Genomic DNA, 22,740 nt, shown 5'->3' with positions numbered 1-22,740 from the left:
AGGTTCCAGATGTTGGTTAACGTAAGAGACTGGTCTCGCATCCTGCATAATTGCATCTTCTCCGATGCCGATCAGTCGCTCTGTGCAAGGGCGTGGCAATACCGGGAGGAGAGCGTTCTTTGGGCGCTGTGGGTCATGATCTTCACCCCGGGCCATTGCGAGCGGAGCTTCCGCCACCACCGCAAGATGCTGCGCCTCAAGGCAGGCAGCTCCGCGGGCAGCGGCGGGTAACAAAGCCGCCAACAAGCACGGCATCCCCGCGGAATTCTCCCGCTGGGCAGTTGCATGCAGATGCATTCACGTTCACTTTGCCGGCAACGCCGCAGGCGGCCGGTTTGACCGTGCCGCTGGCCTTACCCAAGCAAAGGACAGCCATGCTTCGTCACGATCCCCTTTATCCGTCCCACCGATCTCCCGTGGTTGCCGACAATGTCGTCGCGACCTCTCAGCCCTTGGCCACGCAGGCCGGTCTCTTAATGATGCAGCAGGGGGGCAACGCGGTGGATGCGGCCATTGCCACCGCCGCGGCGCTAACGGTGGTGGAGCCTACGGGCAACGGGCTGGGCTCTGACGCTTTCTGCATCCTGTGGGATGGGGAGAAGCTGCACGGGCTCAATGCCTCGGGCCGCGCGCCAGCGGCTTGGTCGCCTGAGCGGTTCCCCGAGGGTATGGTCGAGCATGGTTGGGACAGTGTCACCGTGCCGGGCGCGGTCAGCGCTTGGGTCGAATTGATGGAGAAGTTCGGCAAACTCGATTTGGCGACGGTGCTTGCCCCGGCGATCCGCTATGCCGAAGAGGGCTTCCTCGTCTCGCCCACCATCGCGACACTCTGGGCGCGCGGGGCCGAGGTTCTGGGCAAGCAGCCGGGCTTTGCCGAGACCTTCCTGCCTGAGGGCCGCGCCCCGAAAGCGGGGGAGCGGTTCCGCAATCCCGGCGCGGCCCGCACCCTGCGCCTGATCGCCGAGACCAATGGCCGCGCCTTTTACGAGGGGGAGATCGCCGAAGAGATCGTGGCCCATGCCAAGGCCAATGGCGGCGCGATGACCATGGCGGATCTGGCGGCCAATAAGCCCGAATGGTGCGGCACGATCAGCCAAAGCTTCGACGATGTGGAACTGCATGAAATCCCGCCAAACGGGCAGGGGATCGCCGCGCTGATGGCGCTCGGCATTCTGGAGCATAGTGACATTCGCGCGCATGGCGCAGACGACTTGATGGCGGTGCATTTGCAGATCGAAGCCTGCAAGCTCGCCTATAGTGATCTGCATGCCTATGTGGCGGATCGCACGGCCATGACGGAGGTCGACGAAAAGGCGCTGCTCGATCCCGCGTACCTCAAGTCCCGCGCCGCGCTGATCTCAACCGAGAAGGCGCAGGACTTTGGCGCTGGCGCGCCCAAGCAAGGCGGCACGGTTCTGATGAGCACGGCCGATGCCTCGGGCATGATGGTCAGCTTCATCCAGTCGAACTACGCGGGCTTCGGCTCGGGCGTGGTGGTGCCGGGGACGGGCGTGTCGATGCAGAACCGCGGCTTTGGCTTCACCACTGCGCCGGGGCATCAGAATATCGTGGCGGGGGGCAAGCGGCCCTTCCATACGATCATCCCCGGCTTCGCGATGAAAGGCGGCCAGCCCCTGATGGCCTATGGCATGATGGGTGGCCCGATTCAGGCCCAAGGCCATATGCAACTGTTGCTGCGCACGCAGCTTTGGGGGCAGGACGTTCAGGTCGCCGCCGATGCGCCGCGCTGGCGCATTCTGTCGGGGCTGGAAGTAGCTTGCGAGCCGGCGATGGCGCCCGAGCTTTTGCAAGGGCTGCGCGATCTGGGCCATGTCGTCCATGTCGAAGCGCCCGACAACGCGTTCGGCTTCGGCGGCGCGCAGCTGGTGCAGCGCCTGCCCGAGGGCGGATATTCCGCCGGGTCCGATCCGCGCAAAGACGGGCAGGCGGCGGGTTTCTGATCCGGGCGTCTCTGCCCATGTGAGTTTGGCATGGCCCGTTCCGGGGCCATGCCGTTTTGCTTTCAGCCTTGCCCGCGCATCGCGTCGACCGTCCAGGGCCCCGGCCCGGCGGAGGCAAGGTAGAGAAAGCCAAAGCTGTAAAGCGCCGCCAATTCACCGCCATTCAGCAGCGGAAAGAACCCCTGCGGCATATGCGCGATGAAATAGGCAACCGCCGTCAAGCCGCTCAGGATAAAGGCTGACAGGCGCGAGAACAGGCCGATCACCAGCAAGACGCCAAAGACCAATTCGATCACGCCCGCGATTCCACCCATCGAGGCGATCGACACGCCGTTCATCGGCCCGGCTGGAAAGCTAAGGATCTTGGTCGTGCCATGTTGCAGCACCAAGAGCCCCGACATGATGCGGAAAAGCGAGAGTATCTGCGGCTGGTAGGGGGAGAGGAAGGTCATGTTTTCCCTTTCAGGACATTGGGTTGTTCATATGAGCCCAGTTTCAACCGCAGCCCGCGCAACCCGTCCAGCCCTTAAGCGCCGGAGGAGGGGATGTGTCACGGACCTGTGATGCCGCCCCCGGTGCGGAACCGTGTCGCGGGGCGCATTTCACGGGGGTTTGCAGATAATCGAAAAAAATTCACTTCAATCGGTCAATTGCTCTTGCGCACCCCGGACCACCCGCGTTAAAGAGCCGCTGTCCGAGGGCATTGCCCGAAAGACAGACATAGGCATTCCGGCGTAGCTCAGCGGTAGAGCAGTTGACTGTTAATCAATTGGTCGTAGGTTCGATCCCTACCGCCGGAGCCAATTTCTTATAGAGATCAATTAGATAAAGCCGCCTCAATAGGCGGCTTTTCTCGTTCTCTGGAGGGGATAGAACGCTCTTTTCCTGTAGCGCAAAAATGGGATGCGGCCTTAGCCAATCGCCCCTTGCCCCTCCCTCAAACGGCCACCACAACCGTATCCCCAATACGATGCACCCTGGCCGAAGTCCCATAAACCTCCGAAAGCATCGCCTCCGTCACGACCTCCCGCGCTGCGCCGTGATGCGTGATCCGTCCGTCCTTCATCGCCACGATCTGATCGGCATAGGCGGCGGCGTAGTTGATATCGTGCAGCACGATCACGATGGTCCGGCCATGGGAGCGGGCGAGGTCTTGTAATGTGTGCATCAGGCCGCGCGAGGCCGCGATGTCGAGGTTGTTAAGCGGCTCGTCGAGCAGGATATAATCGGTCTCCTGCGCAAAGGTCATGGCCACCTGCGCGCGCTGGCGTTGACCGCCTGAAAGCGTGTCGAGGCGGCGCTCGGCGAGGGGGGCAAGGTCGAAGGTCGCCAGTGCCGCCTCTACCTTTTCGCGGTCTTCCGCGCTCGGGCGGCCCTTGTGGTAGGGGTAGCGGCCAAAACTCACCAACTCGCGGACCGTCAGCAGGGGGGCCGCATCGCTGGTTTGGGGCAGAATGGCCAAGCGTCGGGCCAATGCGTCGTTCGCGCAGGCGCCGATTTGCAAGTCATCGACCATGATCTGCCCCTGCTGAAGCGGGATCAGCCGGGCGATCAGCGACAGAAGCGTCGATTTCCCCGCGCCGTTGGGGCCGATCAGTGCGGTTATCCCGCCGCTCTGCAAGGTCAGATCGATCTCGCGCAGGGTCGGCTTGCCGTCCCGGTCGTGGTTCAGGTCATGGATGGTGATCATCTGGGTTTTTTCCGCAGCAGCAGGATTAGAAAGACAAGGCCGCCAAGCACATCGACGATGACGACAAGCGGGGTCGAGGAGCGTAGGGCGCGCTCCAGCACCATCTGCCCGCCGACCAGCGTGATGGCCGATACCAGTCCCGCCGAGGGCAGCATGACGCTATGAAACATTACCGGGGTGATCTGCCGGGCGACGCTGACCACCAAGAGGCCGAGAAAGGCCATCGGCCCCACCAGCGCGGTCGAGACCGAGACGAGGATCGACACGAGAACCAGCACTTGGAACATGCCGCGCTTCGGGTCTTCGCCGAGGTTGACGGCGCTTTCATCGCCCAGCGACAGCACGTCAAGCCGGTGGCGCATCCGCCAAGCGGCGATCAGCGCGCCGCCGGTCAAGAGGGCGGCGAGGGTGAGCAGCGGGGTATCGACCCGGCCAAAACGGGCAAAGGCGTTGGCCTGCACGACCATGAATTCATTAGGGTCGATGACCCGTTGCAGAAAGCTTGAGACCGACCGGAACAGCCCGGCAAAGATGATGCCCGTCAGGATCATGCGAAACAGATCATGCCCGCCGCGGCGCAAGAGCGTGCCGAAAAGCGCCAGTGCGGCCCCCATCAGCAGGAGGCTGTTCACCAGAAACTGCGCAATTTCGGGCAGTTGGGTAAAAGTCTGGCCGCCGAGCACGAAGATCAGCACCGTCAGCGTCAGCAGATAGAGCGCATCGAACCCCATGACCGAAGGGGTCAGAATGTGATTGCGGGTGATGGTCTGGAACAGCACCGTGGCGGTCGAGACGGAGACGGCGACCAGCAGCAAGGCGATCAATTTATTGGCGCGAAACGATAGGACAAAGCCCCAGTTCCCCCGCGCCCCCAGCCCGAGGTAGAGCGCGATGCAAAGGCCCAGCAGCGCCAGAAGCCACCAAAGACGCTTAGGATACATGGCGTTTGGGCCCATGCAGCAACCACAGGAACAGCAGGGCGCCCACCACGCCGAAAACCGTGCCCACGGGAATTTCATAAGGATAGCGGATCAGCCGCCCGAGGATGTCGCACAGCAGCACGAGGCCCGCGCCGGTCATCGCGGTGAGCGGCAGGCTCCGCCTCAGATTGTCGCCTGCGAGCCGGGCCACGATATTGGGCACGACCAGCCCGACAAAGGGGATCAGCCCCACTGTCACCACGGTTAGGGCGGTGACGATGGAGATGGCCAGCAGCCCCAGCACCATCGTCTGCCCGTAGTTCAGGCCAAGGTTGATGCTGGCCGTGCGGCCCATGCCGATGATCGCGAATTGATCGGCGGCGAGATAGGTCAGCGCCGCCACCAGCGCCACCAGCCAAAGCAACTCATACCGGCCCTGCAACACGCCGGAGAATTCACCGTTCATCCAGATCTCGACATATTGCAGCAGGTCCGCCTGATAGGCGATGAAGGTGACCGCCGCCCCAAGGATGCCGCCGTAGATCAGCCCCACCAGCGCCACCAGCAGGGGCTGGGTCGGGGGCAGGCGCTGCACGATGGCCAGAAACCCCGCGCCCGCCGCAAGGGCGGTGAGGGAGGCGAGGACCATCTTGACGAAGATGGAGGCCCCCGGCGCGAAGAGGGTGACCAAAAGGATACCAAGCGCCGCGCCTTGGCCCGTGCCCGCGGTCATCGGTTCGACGAAACGGTTGCGCACCAGCATCTGCATGATGGCCCCGCTCACGGCCAAGGCCCCGCCCGAAATCACCACGGCGATGGTGCGCGGCGCGCGGCTGACCACCAGCAGTTCCAAGGCAGCCGGATCAGACCAAAGCGCCGCCCAAGACAGGTCGATCACCCCGACGAAGAGCGAGGCGACCGATAGGACCACAAGGAGACAGGCAAGGGCGAGCGCCACGGGTTTACTGCTCCGTCAGGGCGGCGTTGATCTCATCCAGCGTGAGGGTCATCGACTGGATGCCGCCGCCTGCGATGTAGATGGGCGCGGCGCTCAGATGCACGACTTGGCCGGTTTTCCATGCGGTCGTCTCATGCACCAATGCGTTGTCGAGCGTCGCCCGCGCGCCGTCGCTTTCCTGACCGATGGCCGCCATCCGGTCGATCACCAGCAGGATGTCGGGGTTGGCTTCGCGGATGAATTCAAAGCTGATCGCCTCACCGTGGTCGGCCATCTCGACATCCTGCACCGCTTCGGGCAGGCCAAGCGCCTCATGCAGCCAGCCAAAGCGCCCGCCGATGCCATAGGCGCTGATCTTCGGCCCATTGGTCATCACGATGAGCGCGCGGCCCTTGCCCGCCAGCGCCTCTTTGGTCTGGGCGAGCTTATCCTCAAAGGCTGCCGTCAGAGCTGCGGCCTCTTCCTCTTTGTCGAAAACCTTGCCGTATGCTTCCAACCGGGCCAGCCCTTCGCCGATGGTGTCTTGCCAGATGGTCATGTCCAAGGTGGGCGCGATCCGCGCCAGTTCCGGCACCTGTTCGGTGCTGCGCCCCCCGGCGATGATCAGGTCGGGATCGAGGGCGAAAAGCGCTTCGTAGTCCGGCTCGAAAAGAGAGCCGATGACCTCGGTCCCCGCTGCCGCCTCTTCGAGGTAGGGCAGATAGACCGGGCGCACCAAGCCCTGCGGTGTGACGCCAAGCGCGGTGAGGCTGTCGAAGGCCGCCAGATCGTAGACCGCCACCGTGGCGGGGGTAAGCGGCGCTTCGGCAGGGCCGCGGGCGGTGTCGACCGTCACGGTCTCGGCCAGCGTGGGCGTGGCGAAAAGCAGGGCCAGAAGGGCAAGGGGTTTGATCATAGCGGTAACTCTTTCATCAGGGAGGAGGGGGAGCCGGGCCGGTGTTTACCATTTCCATGGCCCGGCTTAGGACTAAGGAAGAAAATGCATCCGGAGAGAGCGCCATGCCGACGACCACAGGATTTTACCAAACCGAGAACGGCTCGAAATACTTGCAGCAGCTGTGCAAACATTTCGGCCATAAGATCGAGACATCTTACGACGCCGAAAAGGGCTGGGCCGCTTTCGAGATGGGCACGGCCTATATGACGGCGGACAGCAAGGGCCTCACCGTCACGGCGACGCTCGACGATCCCGAGATGGTGCCTGCGCTGCATAGTGTCATTGACCGGCATCTTGAAACTTTCGCCTTCCGGGAAACAGAAAAGAACATGGTTTGGACGGTCGAATAGGCCGCCCCTTCACAGAAAATCCCGGCGCCGTAATGGGCGCCGGGCAACGGGCCGAACCGGGGTTCGACCAAGCCTAGCCTTTGATCAGAAGACGATCTCGGCGCTGACGCGGATGGAGCGGCCGGGCTCGGTCAGCGGCTCCACTTCGCCCACGAACTCTTGGCCATAGGTGGCGCGGCTGCTGTATTGCTCATCGAAGAGGTTGTTCACCTCGGCGCGCAGGGTCAGGTTGTCCATCCGCTTGGGCGTGTATTCGGCAAAGACATTGGCGATCGTGTAGCCGTCCAACTCCGGCCCGCTGCCGCCTGTGGCGGCGTCATAGGTATCGTCAAAGTCGAAGGCCACCTGCACATCGCCACCCAAGAGAACCCCGTTGTTCAAACGATGCGCCACTTGGAAGGTCAGGAAATCGCCCATCGGCATGGTCAGGTAGTTGCCGTAGTAGGAGTCGGCAGACCGGCCATTGATCTCGGTGTCGATACGGGCAAAGCCAGCGCGGAAGAAACCATCTTCCCATGCGGTGCCTAGACCCAGTTCAAAGCCGCGCGATTGCACATCCGCAGTGAAGGCCGGGCCACCGCGATAGCTGGCGGCGCGTGCGTTGTCGATGTTGGTGGCGAACAGCTTGCCGTCGACGACCCATGCGCCCATGGTGTAATTCGCGGCGAGGTAGAGGTTATCGGCGGTGACTTCCTCGATGCCGGAACCATAGTCCCACGCGGGGTTGAGGATATAATTCTCGGCCAGTTCCAGACCGCCCCAGACGTGGGAATAGCCCGCGCTGATCGTCAGGTCGTCCGAGAGGTCATATTCGCCCGAGATATTGCCCGAGAGGCCCGATTCAGACTGCGAGGAACCGTCGGTCCCCTCGAAATCCTGAAAATCGGCCCGCGCCCCGAAAGAGAGCCGCGCGTTGCTTGTGGGCTCCATCCGCGCTTGGGCGAAAAGACCGATGTTGCTGAGTTTCTCAGTCGCCGCTTCACGCGCGCCGGAGGAAAGGTCGCGATAGTCCAGATCGGCCTCATCGGAGTAGAAGTCGAGACCTGCGTTCAACTCACCCCAGCACAGTGCGAAACGGTTTGAGAATTCGCCGCTCAGGCTCACGGTTTCACCGCTGGTGATCGAATTGGTCGACAGCGCCGACTCGTCGTTGACCAGTTTGGTCCCGCTATAGGCCAGCCGTGCGGTGGGGTTCCACATCGCCGTGGGCGTGGTGTCGCTGTAGCTCAGGACGATATTGGTGCGCTCCAGATCATAGGGGCGGTCCGCAGGAAGCGGACGGCCCCCGATGATGGCACCGAGGTTCGCCCGGTAGGGGCGGATTTCATCGTCGACCACCCGTTCGTACGACAGCTCGACCCGGTCGCCGCTCTGCGCCTCGTAGGCCAATTTGCCCAGCCCGCTGAGCAGGTCGGTGCCCGAACCGATGATCTCGTCGCCATTGCCATCTTCGCGCAGCCCGCCTTCGGCGACCTTTGCAAAGCCGAGGTATTCAAACCCGCCTTCACGGCCATAGACCGACAGGCTGTTCGAAAAGATGTCGCCGTTGCTGTCGTATTCCAGCTTGTAGCGCCCGCCAAAGCTCTCGCCCGGGGCCAGCAGATCGCTCGCGTCCTTGGTCTCATACGCCAGCGCGCCGCCCAAGGCGCCGGGGCCCGCATCGGCGGGGGCCACGCCGGGGTCGACGCGGGCGGCTTTTAGCAGGGCGGGGTCGATCAGCGTGGTGGTGTTGTGGTGGAACACCTTGTTGTTCTGCCGCGCGCCGTCGATGGAAATGGCGAGGTTGTTCTCCTCGATCCCGTTGACATAGACCTTTTGCGACATCGGGATCGAACTGCCCACCGCGATGGTCGGCTCGGCCACGAAAAGTTCGGACAGGTCCGCAGGGTTGCTCAGCGCCAGCCCTTCGCTGGAAATGGAGATGTCATCGTCTTCCATCCCTGGAACGGCTGGCATCTCAAGAACGATGGTTCCCAGAAAGGCGTCGTCGTTAGTGCTTTGCGCTTGGCCCGCGGCGGGAATCATCCCCGCGGCAAGGCAAGCAAATGCATGTGTCGGCTTCATCAAATTTCCCCTTACTCAAACGGCCCGGACCCGGAAAAGCACCCCCCGGACGGCGTTGCGGCGATTCCTTATAGAAACTGTCAGGAATCTCAAGAGGCATGATTTTGGCGAGGGGCTGCCTGTGTCTTTTGGGTAAAGGTAAGGGGTCGGGAGCAGGGGCGCGGGGCCGTGGATCACCTCGAAAAAGGGGCAGCTCGGACCGCGAAGAGGTGCATTCCCCTTGGCCCCCGAAAGCGCAGGCGGCCCCGTCAGCCCCCGGCGCATGGCTGCTGCCGCCGAAAGCAACCCTGCCAAAACAAACGGCATTTTCCGCCACTGTCACAAATCTTTTGCACTCTCAGGCCACAAGGAGCCGCGATGCGCCGAAGTATAAATTGACCAACTGGTCTAACGCGCGCATTCTGCCGACAATGAGTACACTAGAAAGAGGATTTCCCATGACAAGAACCATTCTGCTGGCCGTCACCATGCTGGCGGGGCTCGCCTCCGTGGCCCAAGCCGACACGCTGCGCCTTTTGACATGGGGCGGCTACGCACCTGAGGACGTGGTCGCGAAATTCGAAGAAGAGACCGGCCATACCGTCGAAGTCACGAAATCCAACAACGAAGAAATGATCGCCAAGCTGCGCGCGACGGGCGGCGGTGGTTTCGACCTCGCCCAGCCGTCGCAAGACCGCATCATGGGGCCGCAGATGGAATTCGGCATCTACAAGCCGATCGATGTCTCCAAGCTGAACAAAGAGCTTTTCATCCCCTCCATGCTCGACGCGACCATGGCCAACACCACCGTGAACGGCGATGTCTATGGCGTGCCGCACGTCTGGGGCACCTCCGGTCTGGTGATGAACACCGCCGAAGCGGGTGACACGGTCAAGGATTACACCGACCTCTGCGCGCCCGAAGTGGCGGGCAAAGTGTCCTACCGCCTGAAGCGTCCGACACTGATCGGTTTCGCCTTCGCCATGGGTGAAGACCCCTTTGCCGCCTACGACGACGAAGCGAAATATGCTGAGATCATGGGCAAGGTCGAAGAGAAGCTGATCGAATGCAAAGAGAACGTCAAAACCTACTGGGGCGGCGGCGATGAGCTGATGAACCTGCTGCGCTCGGGCGAGGTGACCGCCTCCATGGCATGGGACACCGGCGGCTGGAAGCTGAACGACGACAACGCCGACATTACCTTCGTGGCCCCGGCCTCGGGCGCGCTGGGCTGGATCGACACCTTCGTTCTGCCCGCCAAAGGGCAGGCCGACGATGTGGCCTATGAGTGGATCAACTTCGTCATGCAGCCGGAAATCGCGGCGATGATCACCGCAGCGGCGGGCAACTTCACCGCCTCCGCAGGCGCGGATGAGTTTGCCGAAGACAGCCTGAAAGCCAAGTATCAGAACAGCTTCCCGCAAGAAGCCGTCGACAATATCAAATGGTATCCGCCGGTGCCCGCCGGTCTGGAAACCATCGAAGGCGAAGTGCTGGACCGCGTCCAAGCTGCCAACTGATAACTGACCCTACGAGCGGCACCCTCATATTGGGGGTGTCGCTTCTTTATACGGAATTCACATGACCCCAGATCTGGAATGCGTCGACCTCGTTAAGCGGTTCGGCGATACCACCGCTGTTGACAACGTCTCCTTCACGGTGCCGCCCGGCAGTTTCTTCTCCATCCTCGGGCCTTCGGGCTGCGGCAAAACAACAATCATGCGGATGATCGCGGGGTTTCTCGACCCCACCTCTGGTGACATTCGGATCAAGGGCGGCTCGGTGCTCGATACGCCGCCGAACAAGCGCCCGGTGAACATGGTGTTCCAACATCTGGCGCTTTTCCCGATGATGACGATCGCCGAGAATATCGGCTACGGGCTGCGCCGTCGCGGCATGCCCAAGGCCGAGATCGCGCGCAAGGTCGATGAGGCGCTCGACCGGATCGGCCTGCCGGGCATCGGCGCGCGCAAGGCGGATGAGCTTTCGGGCGGGCAGAAGCAACGGGTCGCCATCGCGCGCTGCATGGTGTTAGAGCCGGACGTGCTGCTGCTGGATGAGCCGCTGGGGGCGCTGGACCTCAAGCTGCGCGAACATATGAAGGTTGAGCTGAAGGCCCTGCAAGCCGCCTTTGACACGACATTCGTCTATATCACCCACGACCAATCCGAAGCGCTGGTGATGTCCGACCAGATCGCGGTGATGAGCAATGGCCAGTTCGAGCAGGTGGGCCGGGGGCAAGATCTCTACTACCGCCCCGAAACACCCTTCGTCGCCGGTTTCATCGGAGAGTCGAACCGCTGGAAAGGCCGGATCGAACGGGTGGAGGGCGACGCCCTGCAACTGCGCACCGACAGCGGGCTTGCCATGCGCGCCACGGGCGCGGGCCTTGTCCAAGGGGCAAAGGCAGAGATTTTCGTGCGGCCTGAATCCATTCGGCTGGCTGCCAGTGCCGATGCGCTGTCGGGGTTCGACAATCAGCTAAAGGGCACTGTCACCAGCCTGTTGTTCAACGGCGCGGCTTCCCGCGTCTTGGTGCAGGATGATGTGGGTGAGACGCTCGAAGTCACGCTGCCGCAATCGGGGGAGTTCTCAAGCCTGAAACGCGGCGACGTGGTGCATATCGGCTGGGGCGCGGGGCAGGCGACCTGCTTTGGGGGCGCGTGATGCGCAGCCAATCGCGACTGACATTCTACCTGCTGCTGACACCCTTGGTGTTGTGGCTGGGGCTTTTGATCATCATCCCGCATATCGACATGCTGCTGATTTCGCTACGCGAGCGGATCAGCTTTGGCGTCTATGAAACCAGTCTGGCGCAATATGAAAAGGCGCTGACCGAACCGCTGTATTTGCGCACCTTCTGGCGCACGGCGGTGATGTCAGTGCTGGCCACCGCGCTGACGCTGCTGATCGCCTTTCCGGTTGCCTATTACATCGCCAAAATGGCGAAGGGGCGCTTGCAGCAGGTGTTGTTCCTGCTCTGCCTGATCCCGTTTTACGTCTCCGAACTGGTGCGCACCTTTGGCTGGATGATCCTGCTGCGCGAGACGGGTCTCGTCTCGAACCTGTTGCAATGGGTGGGGCTGGCGGACCGTCCGGTCGAGCTGCTTTATACCGATGCCACGATGATGGTCGGGCTGGTCTATACCTCCATGCTCTTCATGGTGGTGCCGCTTGTTACTACGCTGGAAAGCCTCGACGACAGTGTGATCGAGGCGGGCTATGATCTGGGCGGCAGCGGGCTTTCCGTCCTGCGTGAGATCATCATCCCCCATGCCATGCCCGGCATCGTATCGGGCTGTATCGTGGTCTTCATGCTGAGCTTGGGCAACTACCTGACGCCGACCATGCTGGGCGGCAAGGACAGCCTGTGGTTCACCGAAATGATCTATAACCAGTTCATCGTACGCTCCAATTGGGAGCTTGGCGCCGCCTTTGGCTTTATGCTGTTGGTGCTGTCTTCGGTGATCGTCTGGGGGATGCTCTGGCTGACGGGCCGGACCCTCAAGGAAACGATGGGGTGATCCAATGATCCCAACAATCCCGCAATCACGCAGCTTTCGCATCGTCTATGGTGGCTATGTGGCGCTGTTCTTTCTCTATCTGGCCCTGCCGCTGACCGTGGTGGCGGTCTTCGCCTTCAACGACAGCCAGTTCCCCTCTCTCCCGTGGGAGGGGTTCACATGGAATTGGTTCTTTGGCGAGGAGCGCCCGCAGATCGGCGTCTTTCACGAGCGCGGCATTCTGCGCGCGGTCGGCACCTCGGCCTTTGTGGCGCTCTGCGTGGCGGTGCTTTCCGTCTGCGTGGGCACGACCAACGCCTTCCTGTTCAACCGCTATGAGTTCCGTGGCAAGGGGTTCCTCTATGTGCTGATGCTGCTGCCGCTGGTGATCCCCGGCATCGTCCTAGGCATCTCGGTTCTGGTCTTCTCTTCGACGCTGGCCAATGGTGTTTGGGACTTGGCGCAGATCGACATTCAGGCGCTGCGCCCCGGTCTGCTTTTGGTGATCCTCGGGCAGTTCAGCTTTATCACCACCATCGCCACGCTGGTGATCTCGGCCCGGTTGCAGAAATTCGACCGGACCTTGGAGGAGGCGGCGCTGAACCTTGGCGCGGACCGTCTGACAGCGGTGCGCACGATCACGCTGCCGTTCCTTGCGCCTGCGATAGTCGGGGCCGTGGTGGTGGCGTTTTTGATGAGCTTTGAGAACTTCAACACCACGCTGATGCTCGTGGGCTCCGACGCGCCGCTGACCATCGCCATGTTCGACCGGCTGAAAGAGGGGTCGACCCCGCTGCTGAACGCCGTGTCGCTGCTCTTGATGCTGGGCTCGTCGCTTTTGGCGCTGCTGGTGATCCTGTTCCAGAAAAAGGGCTAAGCGCCCCCCGGCAGGCCCGCCAGCCGGGCCTGCAACTTCCGGCTAAAGCGCGGCACGCACCGCCCGGCTGAACCTTTCAAGCAAATCCGAATCCTCCGCCAGATGACGCCTCAGCGACCGGGGCAGTTCAAGCTGGACCCCCGTGCCCTTGCGGGTGCGGTTGCAGATATTCGTCTCATGCAGGCCGGGCAGGGTGGTGTTCACCTCCGCCCCGAAGCCCGCCGCGCGCAGGGCGGCACCAATGGCATCGCGCATCGCCTTGTCCCGCCCGCCGAGCCATACGGTTTCGGTGCCATCGTCCTTGCGGCCATGCACGGCGACGGCCCCCTCGGCACCGCCGACAAGCGCCAGCGCCTGCGGCTCATCGAAACGGTGCGAGGTGATGTGAAAACCCCCATGCGCCCCCGGTTTTAGCGCCTCGAAGACATAGAGCGACAGGTCGCGTCCCGCGATGACCTCGGCGATCAGGCCCGTCTCGGGTTCGATCGTGCCGCCATGCGGGGCCAGCATTACGACCGCGCTGCCGCGGTCCTCGGCCCGGATGCGGTAATCGACGCCCGCGGCCATCTCGGCGGAGAGGTCGGCGAAGTTTTGGAAGCGATCTGCCATAAAGGCTCCTGTTGAATGGCGGTTACACGTCGAGCTCGCGGACCGTTTTGCGGATCAGCCCATCCTTCCGCTCCAGAAATACGATCTCGCCGAATTCGATCTTCAGCCATTCCTCTGCGTTTTCGGTCAGCGGTTCCGACGCGAGGATGGCCGAGGTCGCCTCCCCCTCGGGGCAGGCGTCGATGTCATAGGTGTTCGCATAGTCCTGAAAATTCGCCCCGGTGAGCAGGTAGATCGGTTCAAGCAGCATCGACAGGGGCAGGTCCTCATCCCGCAGCTTCTGCCAATCGCCTGTGACATCCGTCTCGCCCTCATGGCCGCAGCCAAAGTTCACGCCGATGATCCGCTCCCTGCTGACCAGCGCGATCTTGAGTTTGGTGAGCGCGGCGAGGTCGAGGTCGCGGGCAGCCTTGCAGATCACCTGCACCAGCTTTTCAAACCCGCGCTGCACGTCTTCGTCGCTGTCGCCCTCCAGCAGGGACAGCAGCAGCACATAAAGGAATTCCGTATCCGTCGTGCCGCGCATCTGGGTGAGGTAGCGATCCTTGCAATGAGGCAGGAGTTCGCGCTGCAATTGCCGCCAATGGGGCAGGGCGCCGTTCTGGGCGATGATCCACGGCGTATGGTCAAAGGAGAACGGGTGGCAGTTCTCATCGGCCTGCACTACGCTGGCGTCATAAGAGGCCGCTCGGATATGCGACAGTAGCGTGTGCGCCTGCAAGCTGGGGATCACCGATTTGGCGTTGTCGTCGTGAAAGGCGGCCTTGGGCCGGTGGTAGCGCAGCGGCGCTTCGGGATGCAGAAGATGGTCGCTCCAGGCGGCGAAACCCCATCCAGCCAATTGCAGGCTTGGGTGCAGTTCCGGGTCGAGGCTTTGGTTCAGCAGGCTGTTCTCAGGCGCAAGGAGCAGCGACTCGATTGGCAGTTCAGGTCCGATATAGGCGAGGAAGCGGCACATGGTTTTCCTTACTCTTGAGATATTTCAGCGACTTCGAAAAAGGGTGTGAAGGGCTGAGATAGAGCAAGGCGCGAGAAAATCGACTTAGGACGCGGCAGCGCGGTCAGGGCGATGCGCCCGTCGGCTGGGGGCGGCCCTGCAAACGGGCCACCCGAGGTCATAAATCAGATGTCAGAGATATAATCCGCCGAGACATAGCCCTGCACCTCAGGCGCATCGGCGAGTGAGACGCGGCACCACAATTGTCCGATCTCGGTCACGCAGTCGCGGCGGTTCAGGACGGTGCCGTCGGGCAGCCCCATGATGATCCCGAAGTCCAAGCCCGGCCCGGACCGCAGTTTCAAAAGCTCATCCGGCCCGGTGCGGTGGACCATGACGCGGTCACTGGCCACGCCCGCGCAACCAGCGATGAACATAGCGGTGGAAACGGCTGCGAATGTAATGCTGCGCATGATCTGCCTCTCTTTTGTTTTCTTTCTCATAGATCGAAAACCGGGCTGATCCTAGCCGCCTTATTCCGCCGCCGCCTTGCACTGCTCCAACGCCCGTTTTAACGAATGTTCGTCATAGGGTTTCATCAAGCTGACATAGCGCGCCGCCTCTGAATCGCCTTCGGCATATTCCCGCGGATCGGCACCCGAGGCGATGATCACGGCGATCTCGGGGCGCAGCTGCGTCACATGCTGCACCAGTTCCATGCCGGAGCCATCGGGCAGGCCAAGATCGGTGAACATGACATCAAACCGCTCTGCCTGAAGGCTGCGTTCCGCGGCGGCGACGCTGTCGGCCTCGGTCACGGCATAGCCCAGATCAGAGAGCATATCCGCCGTGGCCATGCAGATCAGCGCATCGTCTTCGACCAACAGCACCTTCGGCGCGTCATCGGCGCTCGGCGCGGTCTCCGCCACTGTCGGGGCGGTGTCGGCGCTGGTTTGGCGCGAGAGGATCTCATGGATTTTCAGCGCCAGCCGTTCGCGGGTGTAGGGTTTGCTCAGCAGATCGACCCCTTCGTCGAGCCTTCCGGCATGAACGATGGCGTTTTGCGTGTAGCCCGAGGTAAAGAGCACGCCGACATTCGGCAGATGCGCCTTGGCCTCGCGGGCAAGCTCGGGGCTGCGGATTTTGCCGGGCATGACCACATCGGTGAACAATAGGTTGATCTGCACCCCGCTTTTGACGATCGCCAGCGCGCTGTCCGCATTCTCGGCGGTAAGCACGCCGTAGCCAAGATCGCGCAGTTGATCGACAGCAGTCTCACGCACGGCGGCATCGTCTTCGACCACGAGGATCACCTCGCCACTGCCGGTGGGCGTGTCGGTGGTGGCGGGCAGCGGGGCGCTTTCCTCCTTGCGCTGTGTGCGCGGCAGGTAGACCCGCACGGTCGTGCCTTGGTTCTCTTCGCTGTAGAGTTTGATATGACCGCCGGACTGTTTGATGAAGCCGTAAACCATGCTGAGGCCAAGCCCCGTGCCTTCGCCCGTGTCTTTGGTGGTGAAGAAGGGGTCAAAGACCTTCTCCATGATCTCCGGTGCGATGCCTGCGCCGGTATCAGTGATCGCCAGCATGACATATTGGCCGGGGGCCACATTCGGGTGGCTTTGGGCATAGGCGTCGTCAAGTGCGGCGTTGCCCACTTCGATTGTCAGCTTGCCATGGTGGGCCATCGCGTCGCGCGCGTTGATCGCAAGGTTCAGGATCACGTTTTCCAACTGCGCCGGATCGACAAGACAGTTCCACAGTCCGCCCGAGATCACCGTCTCGACCTCGATCCCTTCGCCAAGGGTGCGGCGCAGCATGTCGTCCATGCCCCGCACCAATCGGCCAAGGTTTTGCGGCTTCGGCTCCAAGGGCTGCTGCCGCCCAAAGGCGAGCAGTTGCGCGGTCAGCTTTGCGCCGCGCGACACCCCCGCCATGGCGTTGTCGACAAACCGCCGCTTGGCGTCGCTCTCGGCCAGTTCCTTTGACAAAAGCTGAAGGTTGCTGCCCACCACCTGAAGCAGGTTGTTGAAGTCATGCGCAATGCCGCCAGTGAGTTGGCCCACGGCTTCCATCTTTTGCGCCTGTACCAACTGCGCCTCAAGCCGGTCCCGTTCGGCCATGGCCTCTTCGACCTTGGTTTTCAGCGCGTTGTTGAACTCAATCTCGGCATTGCGTGCGCGCAGTTCTTCGCGCAGGTCGCGGACCTCGATCACGGTGCCCACGGTCTTGCCCGTCTCATCCTTCATCGGCGAGGCGGTGAAGCCCACGGGGTAGAAACTGCCGTCCTTATGGACAAAGGTTTCCTCACCCTGCGTTTGGTGGTTTTCCGGAAAAGCGCGGTCGATGGCGCAGTCTTCGATCGGGAAATGCCGCCCGTCGGGGTGGGTGTGGTGGATCACGTCATGCAGCGGTCTGCCGACGGTTTCCTCGAATTTATAGCCGGTCAACTCTTCGGCTGCGCGGTTCATGAAGACGCATTGCTGTTTGTCGTCCATCATGAAGATGGCCATCGTGGTGTTGCTCAGGATCGCGTCCAGCCGGGCCGAGACTTTGGTCAGCGCCGCGTTGGTCTCTTTCTGTTTGGTGATGTCCTGAATGGCCGCGTAGAGGACCGTGTCATTCTCAGTCACGATCAATTGCAGATGGGTCAGCACGCTATAGCGCGACCCGTCCTTGCGCTGGTGGATCGTCTCATATTCCAGCGTCGCCTTCTCACCGCTCAGCAGCGGTTGTACGAGTTCCAGAAACGCCTCGCGCGAGAGTTCGGGCTTGATGTCCCAAGCCGCCATGCCGCGCAGCTCTTCCATCGAATAGCCAAGGTTCTCCCGCGCGCCGCGATTGGCGAGGGTGAATGTGAAATCTTCGACTGAAAACAGGTAAACTTCGCTGGCCGCATCTTCGACGATCTGGCCAAGGCGATCACTCGCCAATCTGAATGCTTCTCGCACCATTTTCCTCAAACTTGTCGGCCATGATGACCGGCTAAATTGTTACTGCAAGATGCAGGTTTGTTTAACCTAGCCTTATGGAGCGACAAGACGAGGGCAAAAAGCCACATTCGTACAAGGGGCGGGTTTTTGCGCAGATCAAAGGGAGGGGCACCCGCCGCGACCGGCGGATGCGCAGGGGGGCAGGGCGCGGTCACGCCACGCGGTTGCCCATGGCATAGACCGAAGCCAGGATCGGCGCGTCTTTCATGATGTCAAAGAGGATCAGATCGGCCCGCGCGCCCAGAGCGATCTCGCCCCGGTCGGTCAGCCCTACATGATGCGCGGGCGTGCGGGTCACGGTGGCGAGCCCGCGGGCCATATCGCCCCATAGGTTGCCCAGTTGCACTGCGCCCAGCAAAAGGGCTGCGGGTACATAGTCGGACGACAGGATATCGAGCAGGTCCAGTTCCGCCAGTTCCTTGGCCGCAACATTGCCCGAATGCGAGCCGCCGCGCACGAGGTTGGGCGCGCCCATGATCGTGGCGATGCCTTGGGCATGGCACGCCTCTGCCGCTTCGCGGGTGGTGGGGAATTCGGCCAGCCGCACGCCATGGGCATGGCTGGTCGCGACCTGTTCGGCGGTGGTGTCATCATGGCTGGCCAGCGCCGCACCATAGCGCGCCGCCGCTGCCACCGCAGCCGCTTCATGTTTCGCCCCCAGCCGGTCCTGCAACCCATGTAGGAAGGTGACGTAATCGCCGAAATCCTCCCGCGGCAGGCCGTTCTTGCCGCAGACGTAATCCTCGAACTTTTGCACGTCGCGGAATTGCCGCTGGCCGGGGGTGTGATCCATCAGGCTGACGATGCCGACCTTGTCGTCGGGGCCAAACTCGGCCAGTTCCTCTTCCAGCGTTTCCGAACAGATCTCGGCGCGCAGGTGGATATGGTGGCTGATCGCCAGCGCCCCGCTGTCGCGCATCATCAAGATCTCATCGGCCATGTCGCGGGCGTATTTTCCGTAACGTTTGCGCCCTTCGTCCGAGAGGATCGATCCCACCCGGATCGCGTCGAAAACCGTGGTGATCCCGGTGCCCGCCAGTTCGCGGTCATGGGCGATGATTGCGGCACGGTGCGGCCAGTCGACCTTGGGCCGCGGCTTTATGTGGCGCTCTAGGTTGTCGGTATGCAGCTCCACCAGACCGGGGGCGACGTAGCGGCCCTCGCAATCGATCGCCCCTTTGGGCAGGGCGGTGCCTTCGGCGATATCGGCGATCACCCCGTCGCGCAGCACCACGCTGCCGGGGATCACCGCATCGGGCAGGATGATTTTAGCATTGGCGAGAATGGTTTCTTTTGTCATGTGAAGGTCACGCTTGTTGCGCATCTATGGATGCAGGGAGAAGATGAATGAAGTTCGACCGCTACGCGATCTATTACACGCCCAAGGGCGCATTGGCCGAGGCTGGGGCCGCTTGGCTGGGGTGGGATTTGGCGCGCGGGCGTGCCGTGGCGCATCCTGAGGTCGCGGGGCTGGACGTGGCCGCGCTGACCCAGACGCCGCGCAAATACGGGCTGCATGCGACGATCAAACCGCCGTTCGTACTGGCCGAAGGCGCATCGGCTGACGGGGTGCTGTCCGAGTTCGAGGCGCTTTGCACGCGGCTCGCGCCCGTCACGCTGGATGGGCTGGCGCTCACCCCGCTGGGCCGGTTTCTGGCGCTGACGCCCGCGGGGGACACCGCCGCGCTCAACGCCATGGCCGCCGAGGTGGTGCGCGGCCTCGATACTTTCCGCGCGCCGCCGACCGAAGCCGAACTGGCCCGCAGGCGTCAGGCCAATCTGACCCCGGTGCAAGAGGCCAACCTCAGCCAATGGGGCTATCCTTATGTGATGGAGGCGTTCCGCTTTCACATCACCTTGACCGGCAAGCTGCCCAAGGCCGATCTGCCGCAGGTCACCGCAGCGCTCGCCCCCTATATCACGCCGCATCTGCCGCAGCCCTTCGTGCTGGACAGCCTGACGCTGGTGGGGCAGGCCGAAGACGGTATGTTCCACGAGGTTCACCGCGCGGCCCTTTCGGGATAAAACGCCGCCAGCGCCTGCGCCACGGTCTGCTTCAGCGGGCCGGAGTTGTCGATCTCGATGGCGGCGATATGGTCGGGCAAGTCCCGCTCGGCCCGGGCCAGCCGGGCGGTGATTTCCGCTTCGCTTTCGCGCCCACGGCCCCGCAGCCGCGCGGCCAGCACTTCGGGCGCGGCGGTGAGCGACAGCACCTCGAACCGGTCAAACCTGAGCTTCGCTTCGGTCAGCACCGCGCGCGAGAGATTGGCCAGCACGTCGCGCCCCTCGACCAGCGCCATATCGACCGCGATGGGAATGCCATAGCGCAGCCCATGCGCGGCCCAGCTGAGGGCAAAGGCGCCTTCCGTCTCCAGTCGCAGGAACGTGTCCTCGTCGATCCCGTCGAAGTCTTCGCTGCCTGCTTCGCTGGGCCGGGTGATGGCGCGGCGGGCGAGGAAGAGGTCGGGCTGCGCCTCGGCCAGCGCTGCCATCACGCTGTCCTTGCCCACGCCCGATGGCCCCACCACCGCGATGAAACGCCCGCTCATGCGGCCAGCCCGGGGGTGAAGCGGGTCACGTCCACTTCGCGGTCGCAGATTTGGTCGCGGGCGGCTTCGTCATGGAAGATGCCCAAGATCGCCGTGCCGCGGGCCTTGGCCTCTTCGATCAGCGCCAGCACCGTGGCGCGGTTGGTGGCATCAAGGCTCGCCGTCGGCTCGTCCAGCAGCAGGACGGGGTAGGGATGCGCAAAGCCGCGCGCGATGTTCACCCGCTGCTGCTCCCCGCCGGAAAAGGTCGTGGGGCTGAGCTGCCAAAGCCGTTCGGGGATGTTGAGTTGTGCGAGCAATTCTCCGGCCCGCGCCCGTGCCTCGGCCTCACTGCTGCCCACCGCGCGCAGCGGCTCGGCCACGACATCCAGCGTTGCCACCCGTGGCACGACGCGTAGGAACTGGCTGACATAGCCCAGCACATGACGGCGCAGCTCCAGTATCTCGCGTGGGGCGGCTTGAGCGACATCCAGATCGCCCACCATGATCCGGCCCGAGGCGGTCAGGTAGTTGCCATAGATCATCCGCATCAGCGTCGATTTCCCGGCGCCCGAAGCCCCGGTCAGCGCCACGCATTCGCCGCGCGCCACGGTCAACTCACCACCGCGCATCACCGGGATCACCGCAGCGCCCTGATTATGCAGGGTGAAGGATTTGCTTACATTTTCCACGCGTATCATGGTTTAGCCTTGCTCGGTATAATTCTGAAATTGAATGGTTTTCTTTGCATGTTCACACCTGTAGCACGCTCGAGACCAAAAGCTGCGTATAGCCGTGCTGCGGGTCGTCGAGCACCTGATCGGTCAGGCCGGTTTCCACCACATGGCCATCCTTCATCACCATCAACCGATCAGCCAAAAGCCGCACCACCGCCAGATCATGGGTCACGATGATGGCGCTCAGCCCCATCTCGCGCACAAGCCCGCGCAGCAGGTCGAGCAGCCGCGCCTGAACGCTCACGTCCAGCCCGCCTGTGGGTTCATCCATGAAGACCAGCCGCGGCCCGGTCACGAGGTTGCGGGCGATCTGCAAACGCTGCTGCATCCCGCCAGAGAAGGCCGAGGGCCGGTCGTCGATCCGGTCCTCGTTGATCTCCACCCGGCCCAGCCAATCGGTGGCGCTGGCGCGGATGTCGCCGTAGTGTCGCGCGCCCACGGCCATCAGCCGCTCACCCACATTGCCGCCTGCGCTGACGTTCATGCGCAGCCCGTCGCGGGCGTGCTGGTGGACAAAGGCCCAATCGGTGCGCGACAGCATTCGGCGCTCCGGCTCGCTCATCGTCACCGTGTCGCGCAGCCCATCGGCACGGGTGTCGAAACGCACCGCCCCGCGATCCGGCGTCAGATGCCCCGCCAGCGTGTTCAGCAGCGTCGACTTGCCCGAGCCGCTTTCCCCGACGATCCCCATGACTTCACCGGGGTAGAGGTCAAAGCTGACATCGGTGCAGCCGATCCGCGCGCCATAGAATTTCGCGATGTTTTCAACTTGCAACAAGGGGGTCATGCCATGCCCTCCACCACAGGTGCCGCATCCGCGCCGCGATGCCCGGCGGCCTGACGGGCCGCGCAATAATCGGTGTCGGAACACATGAACAGACGCCCGCCTGCGTCATCGACGATCAACTCATCCAGATAGCTGTCTTCGGCCCCGCAGAGGCCGCAGGGATGGTCGGCCTTGCTCGCCTCGAAGGGGTGGTCCTCGAAATCCAGCGACACGACCTGCGTATAGGGCGGCAGCGCATAGATCCGCTGCTCGCGCCCCGCGCCGAAGAGTTGGATCGCGGCCATTTCCAGTTTCGGATTGTCGAATTTCGGGATCGGCGAAGGGTCCATCACATAGCGCCCCTCGACCTTGACCGGATAGGCATAGGCCGTGGCAATCGCGCCGTGTTGGGCGATGTCTTCGTAAAGCTTCACATGCATCAGCCCGTATTCCTCCAGCTCGTGCATTTTGCGGGTCTCGACCTCCGAAGGCTCAAGAAAGCGCAGCGGTTCGGGGATCGGCACCTGATAGACCAGCACCTGATCCTCGCGCAGCGCGGCTTCGGGGATGCGGTGCCGGGTTTGGATGACGCTGGCCTCGGTCGTGGCTTCGGTCACCGCGACGCCAGCGGTCTTTTGGAAAAAGCGGCGGATCGAGACGGCGTTGGTCGTGTCATCCGCCCCTTGGTCGATCACCTTGAAGGTATCCTCGGGCGTCAGCACCGCGGCAGAGACTTGTACCCCGCCGGTGCCCCAGCCGTAAGGCATCGGCATCTCGCGGCTGGCAAAGGGCACCTGATAGCCCGGGATCGCCAGCCCTTTCAGGATCGCGCGGCGGATCATCCGTTTGGTCTGCTCGTCCAGATAGGCAAAATTGTAGTCGTTCATGCCCCGGTCCTCATGCCTGTCTTGGTCACTCTGTGTCATGGCAGGGT

23 protein-coding genes and 1 tRNA gene are annotated in these 22,740 nt (G+C 62.7%); 9 read left to right on the top strand and 15 right to left on the bottom strand.

The features are described 5' to 3' along the window. The first annotated feature begins 9 nt into the window (after window positions 1-9). Both J7392_RS09960 and J7392_RS09955 read left to right on the top strand, forming a co-directional pair. A complete protein-coding gene (locus J7392_RS09960) occupies window positions 10-231 on the top strand; it encodes a hypothetical protein (RefSeq protein ID WP_209217413.1) in 222 nt (73 codons plus the stop codon). A 143-nt stretch (window positions 232-374) separates the two neighbouring features. Continuing rightward, the gene (locus J7392_RS09955; RefSeq protein WP_209217412.1) at window positions 375-1,961 is read left to right on the top strand and encodes a gamma-glutamyltransferase family protein; all 1,587 of its coding nucleotides are present in this window, start codon (window positions 375-377) and stop codon (window positions 1,959-1,961) included. 62 nt (window positions 1,962-2,023) lie between these two features. Here the strand turns inward: J7392_RS09955 and J7392_RS09950 are convergent, their stop codons facing one another. Then, window positions 2,024-2,413 carry a DoxX family protein gene (locus tag J7392_RS09950; RefSeq protein WP_209217411.1) on the bottom strand — a complete coding sequence of 130 codons (390 nt, stop codon included), beginning with the start codon at window positions 2,411-2,413 and terminating at the stop codon, window positions 2,024-2,026. 276 nt (window positions 2,414-2,689) lie between these two features. On the opposite strand from J7392_RS09950, the gene J7392_RS09945 reads away from it, so the two are divergent. Next, window positions 2,690-2,764, top strand: a tRNA-Asn gene (locus J7392_RS09945). A 134-nt stretch (window positions 2,765-2,898) separates the two neighbouring features. On the opposite strand, the gene J7392_RS09940 is transcribed toward J7392_RS09945, so the two are convergent. From J7392_RS09940 to J7392_RS09925, 4 genes are read right to left on the bottom strand one after another with little or no spacing between them, the layout of a single operon-like run. After that, window positions 2,899-3,651 (bottom strand): ATP-binding cassette domain-containing protein, encoded by a 753-nt coding sequence (locus J7392_RS09940; RefSeq protein ID WP_209217410.1) that lies wholly within the window; start codon window positions 3,649-3,651, stop codon window positions 2,899-2,901. After that, on the bottom strand, window positions 3,648-4,592 hold the full coding sequence (locus J7392_RS09935) for an iron chelate uptake ABC transporter family permease subunit (protein WP_209217409.1): 945 nt from the start codon (window positions 4,590-4,592) through the stop codon (window positions 3,648-3,650). The genes J7392_RS09940 and J7392_RS09935 overlap by 4 nt, the downstream gene beginning before the upstream one ends. Then, window positions 4,582-5,529 carry an iron chelate uptake ABC transporter family permease subunit gene (locus J7392_RS09930; protein ID WP_209217408.1) on the bottom strand — a complete coding sequence of 316 codons (948 nt, stop codon included), beginning with the start codon at window positions 5,527-5,529 and terminating at the stop codon, window positions 4,582-4,584. The genes J7392_RS09935 and J7392_RS09930 overlap by 11 nt, the downstream gene beginning before the upstream one ends. A gap of 4 nt (window positions 5,530-5,533) precedes the next feature. Further along, window positions 5,534-6,424 (bottom strand): siderophore ABC transporter substrate-binding protein, encoded by an 891-nt coding sequence (locus J7392_RS09925; protein ID WP_209217407.1) that lies wholly within the window; start codon window positions 6,422-6,424, stop codon window positions 5,534-5,536. 104 nt (window positions 6,425-6,528) lie between these two features. Here J7392_RS09925 and J7392_RS09920 point away from each other — a divergent pair, with 104 nt between their 5' ends. Further along, entirely contained in the window at window positions 6,529-6,816 is a 288-nt protein-coding gene (locus J7392_RS09920) for a DUF2218 domain-containing protein (RefSeq protein WP_209217406.1), read from the top strand. Between the two features lie 84 nt (window positions 6,817-6,900). On the opposite strand, the gene J7392_RS09915 is transcribed toward J7392_RS09920, so the two are convergent. Continuing rightward, window positions 6,901-8,880, bottom strand: a complete 1,980-nt coding sequence (locus J7392_RS09915; RefSeq protein WP_209217405.1) for a TonB-dependent receptor — start codon at window positions 8,878-8,880, stop codon at window positions 6,901-6,903. A gap of 437 nt (window positions 8,881-9,317) precedes the next feature. Between J7392_RS09915 and J7392_RS09910 the strand changes: the two genes are divergently transcribed. From J7392_RS09910 to J7392_RS09895, 4 genes are all read left to right on the top strand, one after another. After that, window positions 9,318-10,379, top strand: coding sequence for an extracellular solute-binding protein (locus J7392_RS09910; RefSeq protein ID WP_209217404.1), 1,062 nt, complete (start codon window positions 9,318-9,320; stop codon window positions 10,377-10,379). A 61-nt stretch (window positions 10,380-10,440) separates the two neighbouring features. After that, window positions 10,441-11,526, top strand: a complete 1,086-nt coding sequence (locus tag J7392_RS09905) for an ABC transporter ATP-binding protein (RefSeq protein WP_209217403.1) — start codon at window positions 10,441-10,443, stop codon at window positions 11,524-11,526. Then, complete coding sequence (locus tag J7392_RS09900) at window positions 11,526-12,383, top strand: ABC transporter permease (RefSeq protein ID WP_209217402.1); 858 nt, start codon at window positions 11,526-11,528, stop codon at window positions 12,381-12,383. The genes J7392_RS09905 and J7392_RS09900 overlap by 1 nt, the downstream gene beginning before the upstream one ends. 4 nt (window positions 12,384-12,387) lie before the next feature. Then, complete coding sequence (locus J7392_RS09895) at window positions 12,388-13,239, top strand: ABC transporter permease (RefSeq protein WP_209217401.1); 852 nt, start codon at window positions 12,388-12,390, stop codon at window positions 13,237-13,239. Window positions 13,240-13,281: 42 nt separating this feature from the next. On the opposite strand, the gene J7392_RS09890 is transcribed toward J7392_RS09895, so the two are convergent. From J7392_RS09890 to J7392_RS09870, 5 genes are all read right to left on the bottom strand, one after another. Then, window positions 13,282-13,848, bottom strand: coding sequence for a poly-gamma-glutamate hydrolase family protein (locus J7392_RS09890; RefSeq protein WP_209217400.1), 567 nt, complete (start codon window positions 13,846-13,848; stop codon window positions 13,282-13,284). Between the two features lie 22 nt (window positions 13,849-13,870). Next, on the bottom strand, window positions 13,871-14,806 hold the full coding sequence (locus J7392_RS09885; protein WP_209217399.1) for a class II glutamine amidotransferase: 936 nt from the start codon (window positions 14,804-14,806) through the stop codon (window positions 13,871-13,873). Between the two features lie 164 nt (window positions 14,807-14,970). Beyond that, entirely contained in the window at window positions 14,971-15,258 is a 288-nt protein-coding gene (locus tag J7392_RS09880; protein WP_209217398.1) for an SH3 domain-containing protein, read from the bottom strand. Between the two features lie 60 nt (window positions 15,259-15,318). Further along, window positions 15,319-17,715 carry a PAS domain S-box protein gene (locus tag J7392_RS09875; RefSeq protein WP_247744532.1) on the bottom strand — a complete coding sequence of 799 codons (2,397 nt, stop codon included), beginning with the start codon at window positions 17,713-17,715 and terminating at the stop codon, window positions 15,319-15,321. A gap of 211 nt (window positions 17,716-17,926) precedes the next feature. Next, entirely contained in the window at window positions 17,927-19,075 is a 1,149-nt protein-coding gene (locus tag J7392_RS09870; protein WP_209217396.1) for an alpha-D-ribose 1-methylphosphonate 5-triphosphate diphosphatase, read from the bottom strand. Window positions 19,076-19,122: 47 nt separating this feature from the next. On the opposite strand from J7392_RS09870, the gene J7392_RS09865 reads away from it, so the two are divergent. Beyond that, window positions 19,123-19,800, top strand: coding sequence for a DUF1045 domain-containing protein (locus J7392_RS09865; RefSeq protein ID WP_209217395.1), 678 nt, complete (start codon window positions 19,123-19,125; stop codon window positions 19,798-19,800). Here the strand turns inward: J7392_RS09865 and phnN are convergent. From phnN to J7392_RS09845, 4 genes are read right to left on the bottom strand one after another with little or no spacing between them, the layout of a single operon-like run. Next, a complete protein-coding gene (gene phnN, locus J7392_RS09860; protein WP_209217394.1) occupies window positions 19,776-20,324 on the bottom strand; it encodes a phosphonate metabolism protein/1,5-bisphosphokinase (PRPP-forming) PhnN in 549 nt (182 codons plus the stop codon). The genes J7392_RS09865 and phnN overlap by 25 nt on opposite strands. Continuing rightward, a complete protein-coding gene (phnL, locus tag J7392_RS09855; protein ID WP_209217393.1) occupies window positions 20,321-21,004 on the bottom strand; it encodes a phosphonate C-P lyase system protein PhnL in 684 nt (227 codons plus the stop codon). The genes phnN and phnL overlap by 4 nt, the downstream gene beginning before the upstream one ends. Window positions 21,005-21,056: 52 nt before the next feature. Beyond that, window positions 21,057-21,827 carry a phosphonate C-P lyase system protein PhnK gene (gene phnK / locus J7392_RS09850; RefSeq protein ID WP_007117460.1) on the bottom strand — a complete coding sequence of 257 codons (771 nt, stop codon included), beginning with the start codon at window positions 21,825-21,827 and terminating at the stop codon, window positions 21,057-21,059. After that, window positions 21,824-22,693 carry an alpha-D-ribose 1-methylphosphonate 5-phosphate C-P-lyase PhnJ gene (locus J7392_RS09845; protein ID WP_209217597.1) on the bottom strand — a complete coding sequence of 290 codons (870 nt, stop codon included), beginning with the start codon at window positions 22,691-22,693 and terminating at the stop codon, window positions 21,824-21,826. The genes phnK and J7392_RS09845 overlap by 4 nt, the downstream gene beginning before the upstream one ends. Between the last annotated feature and the right edge of the window lie 47 nt (window positions 22,694-22,740).

Origin of the sequence: Sulfitobacter sp. R18_1, from assembly GCF_017743915.1 — a bacterium.
GTDB lineage: Bacteria > Pseudomonadota > Alphaproteobacteria > Rhodobacterales > Rhodobacteraceae > Sulfitobacter > Sulfitobacter faviae.
Note: the sequence above shows the minus strand (reverse complement) of the source record. Positions and strands in the feature narration are given on the sequence as shown.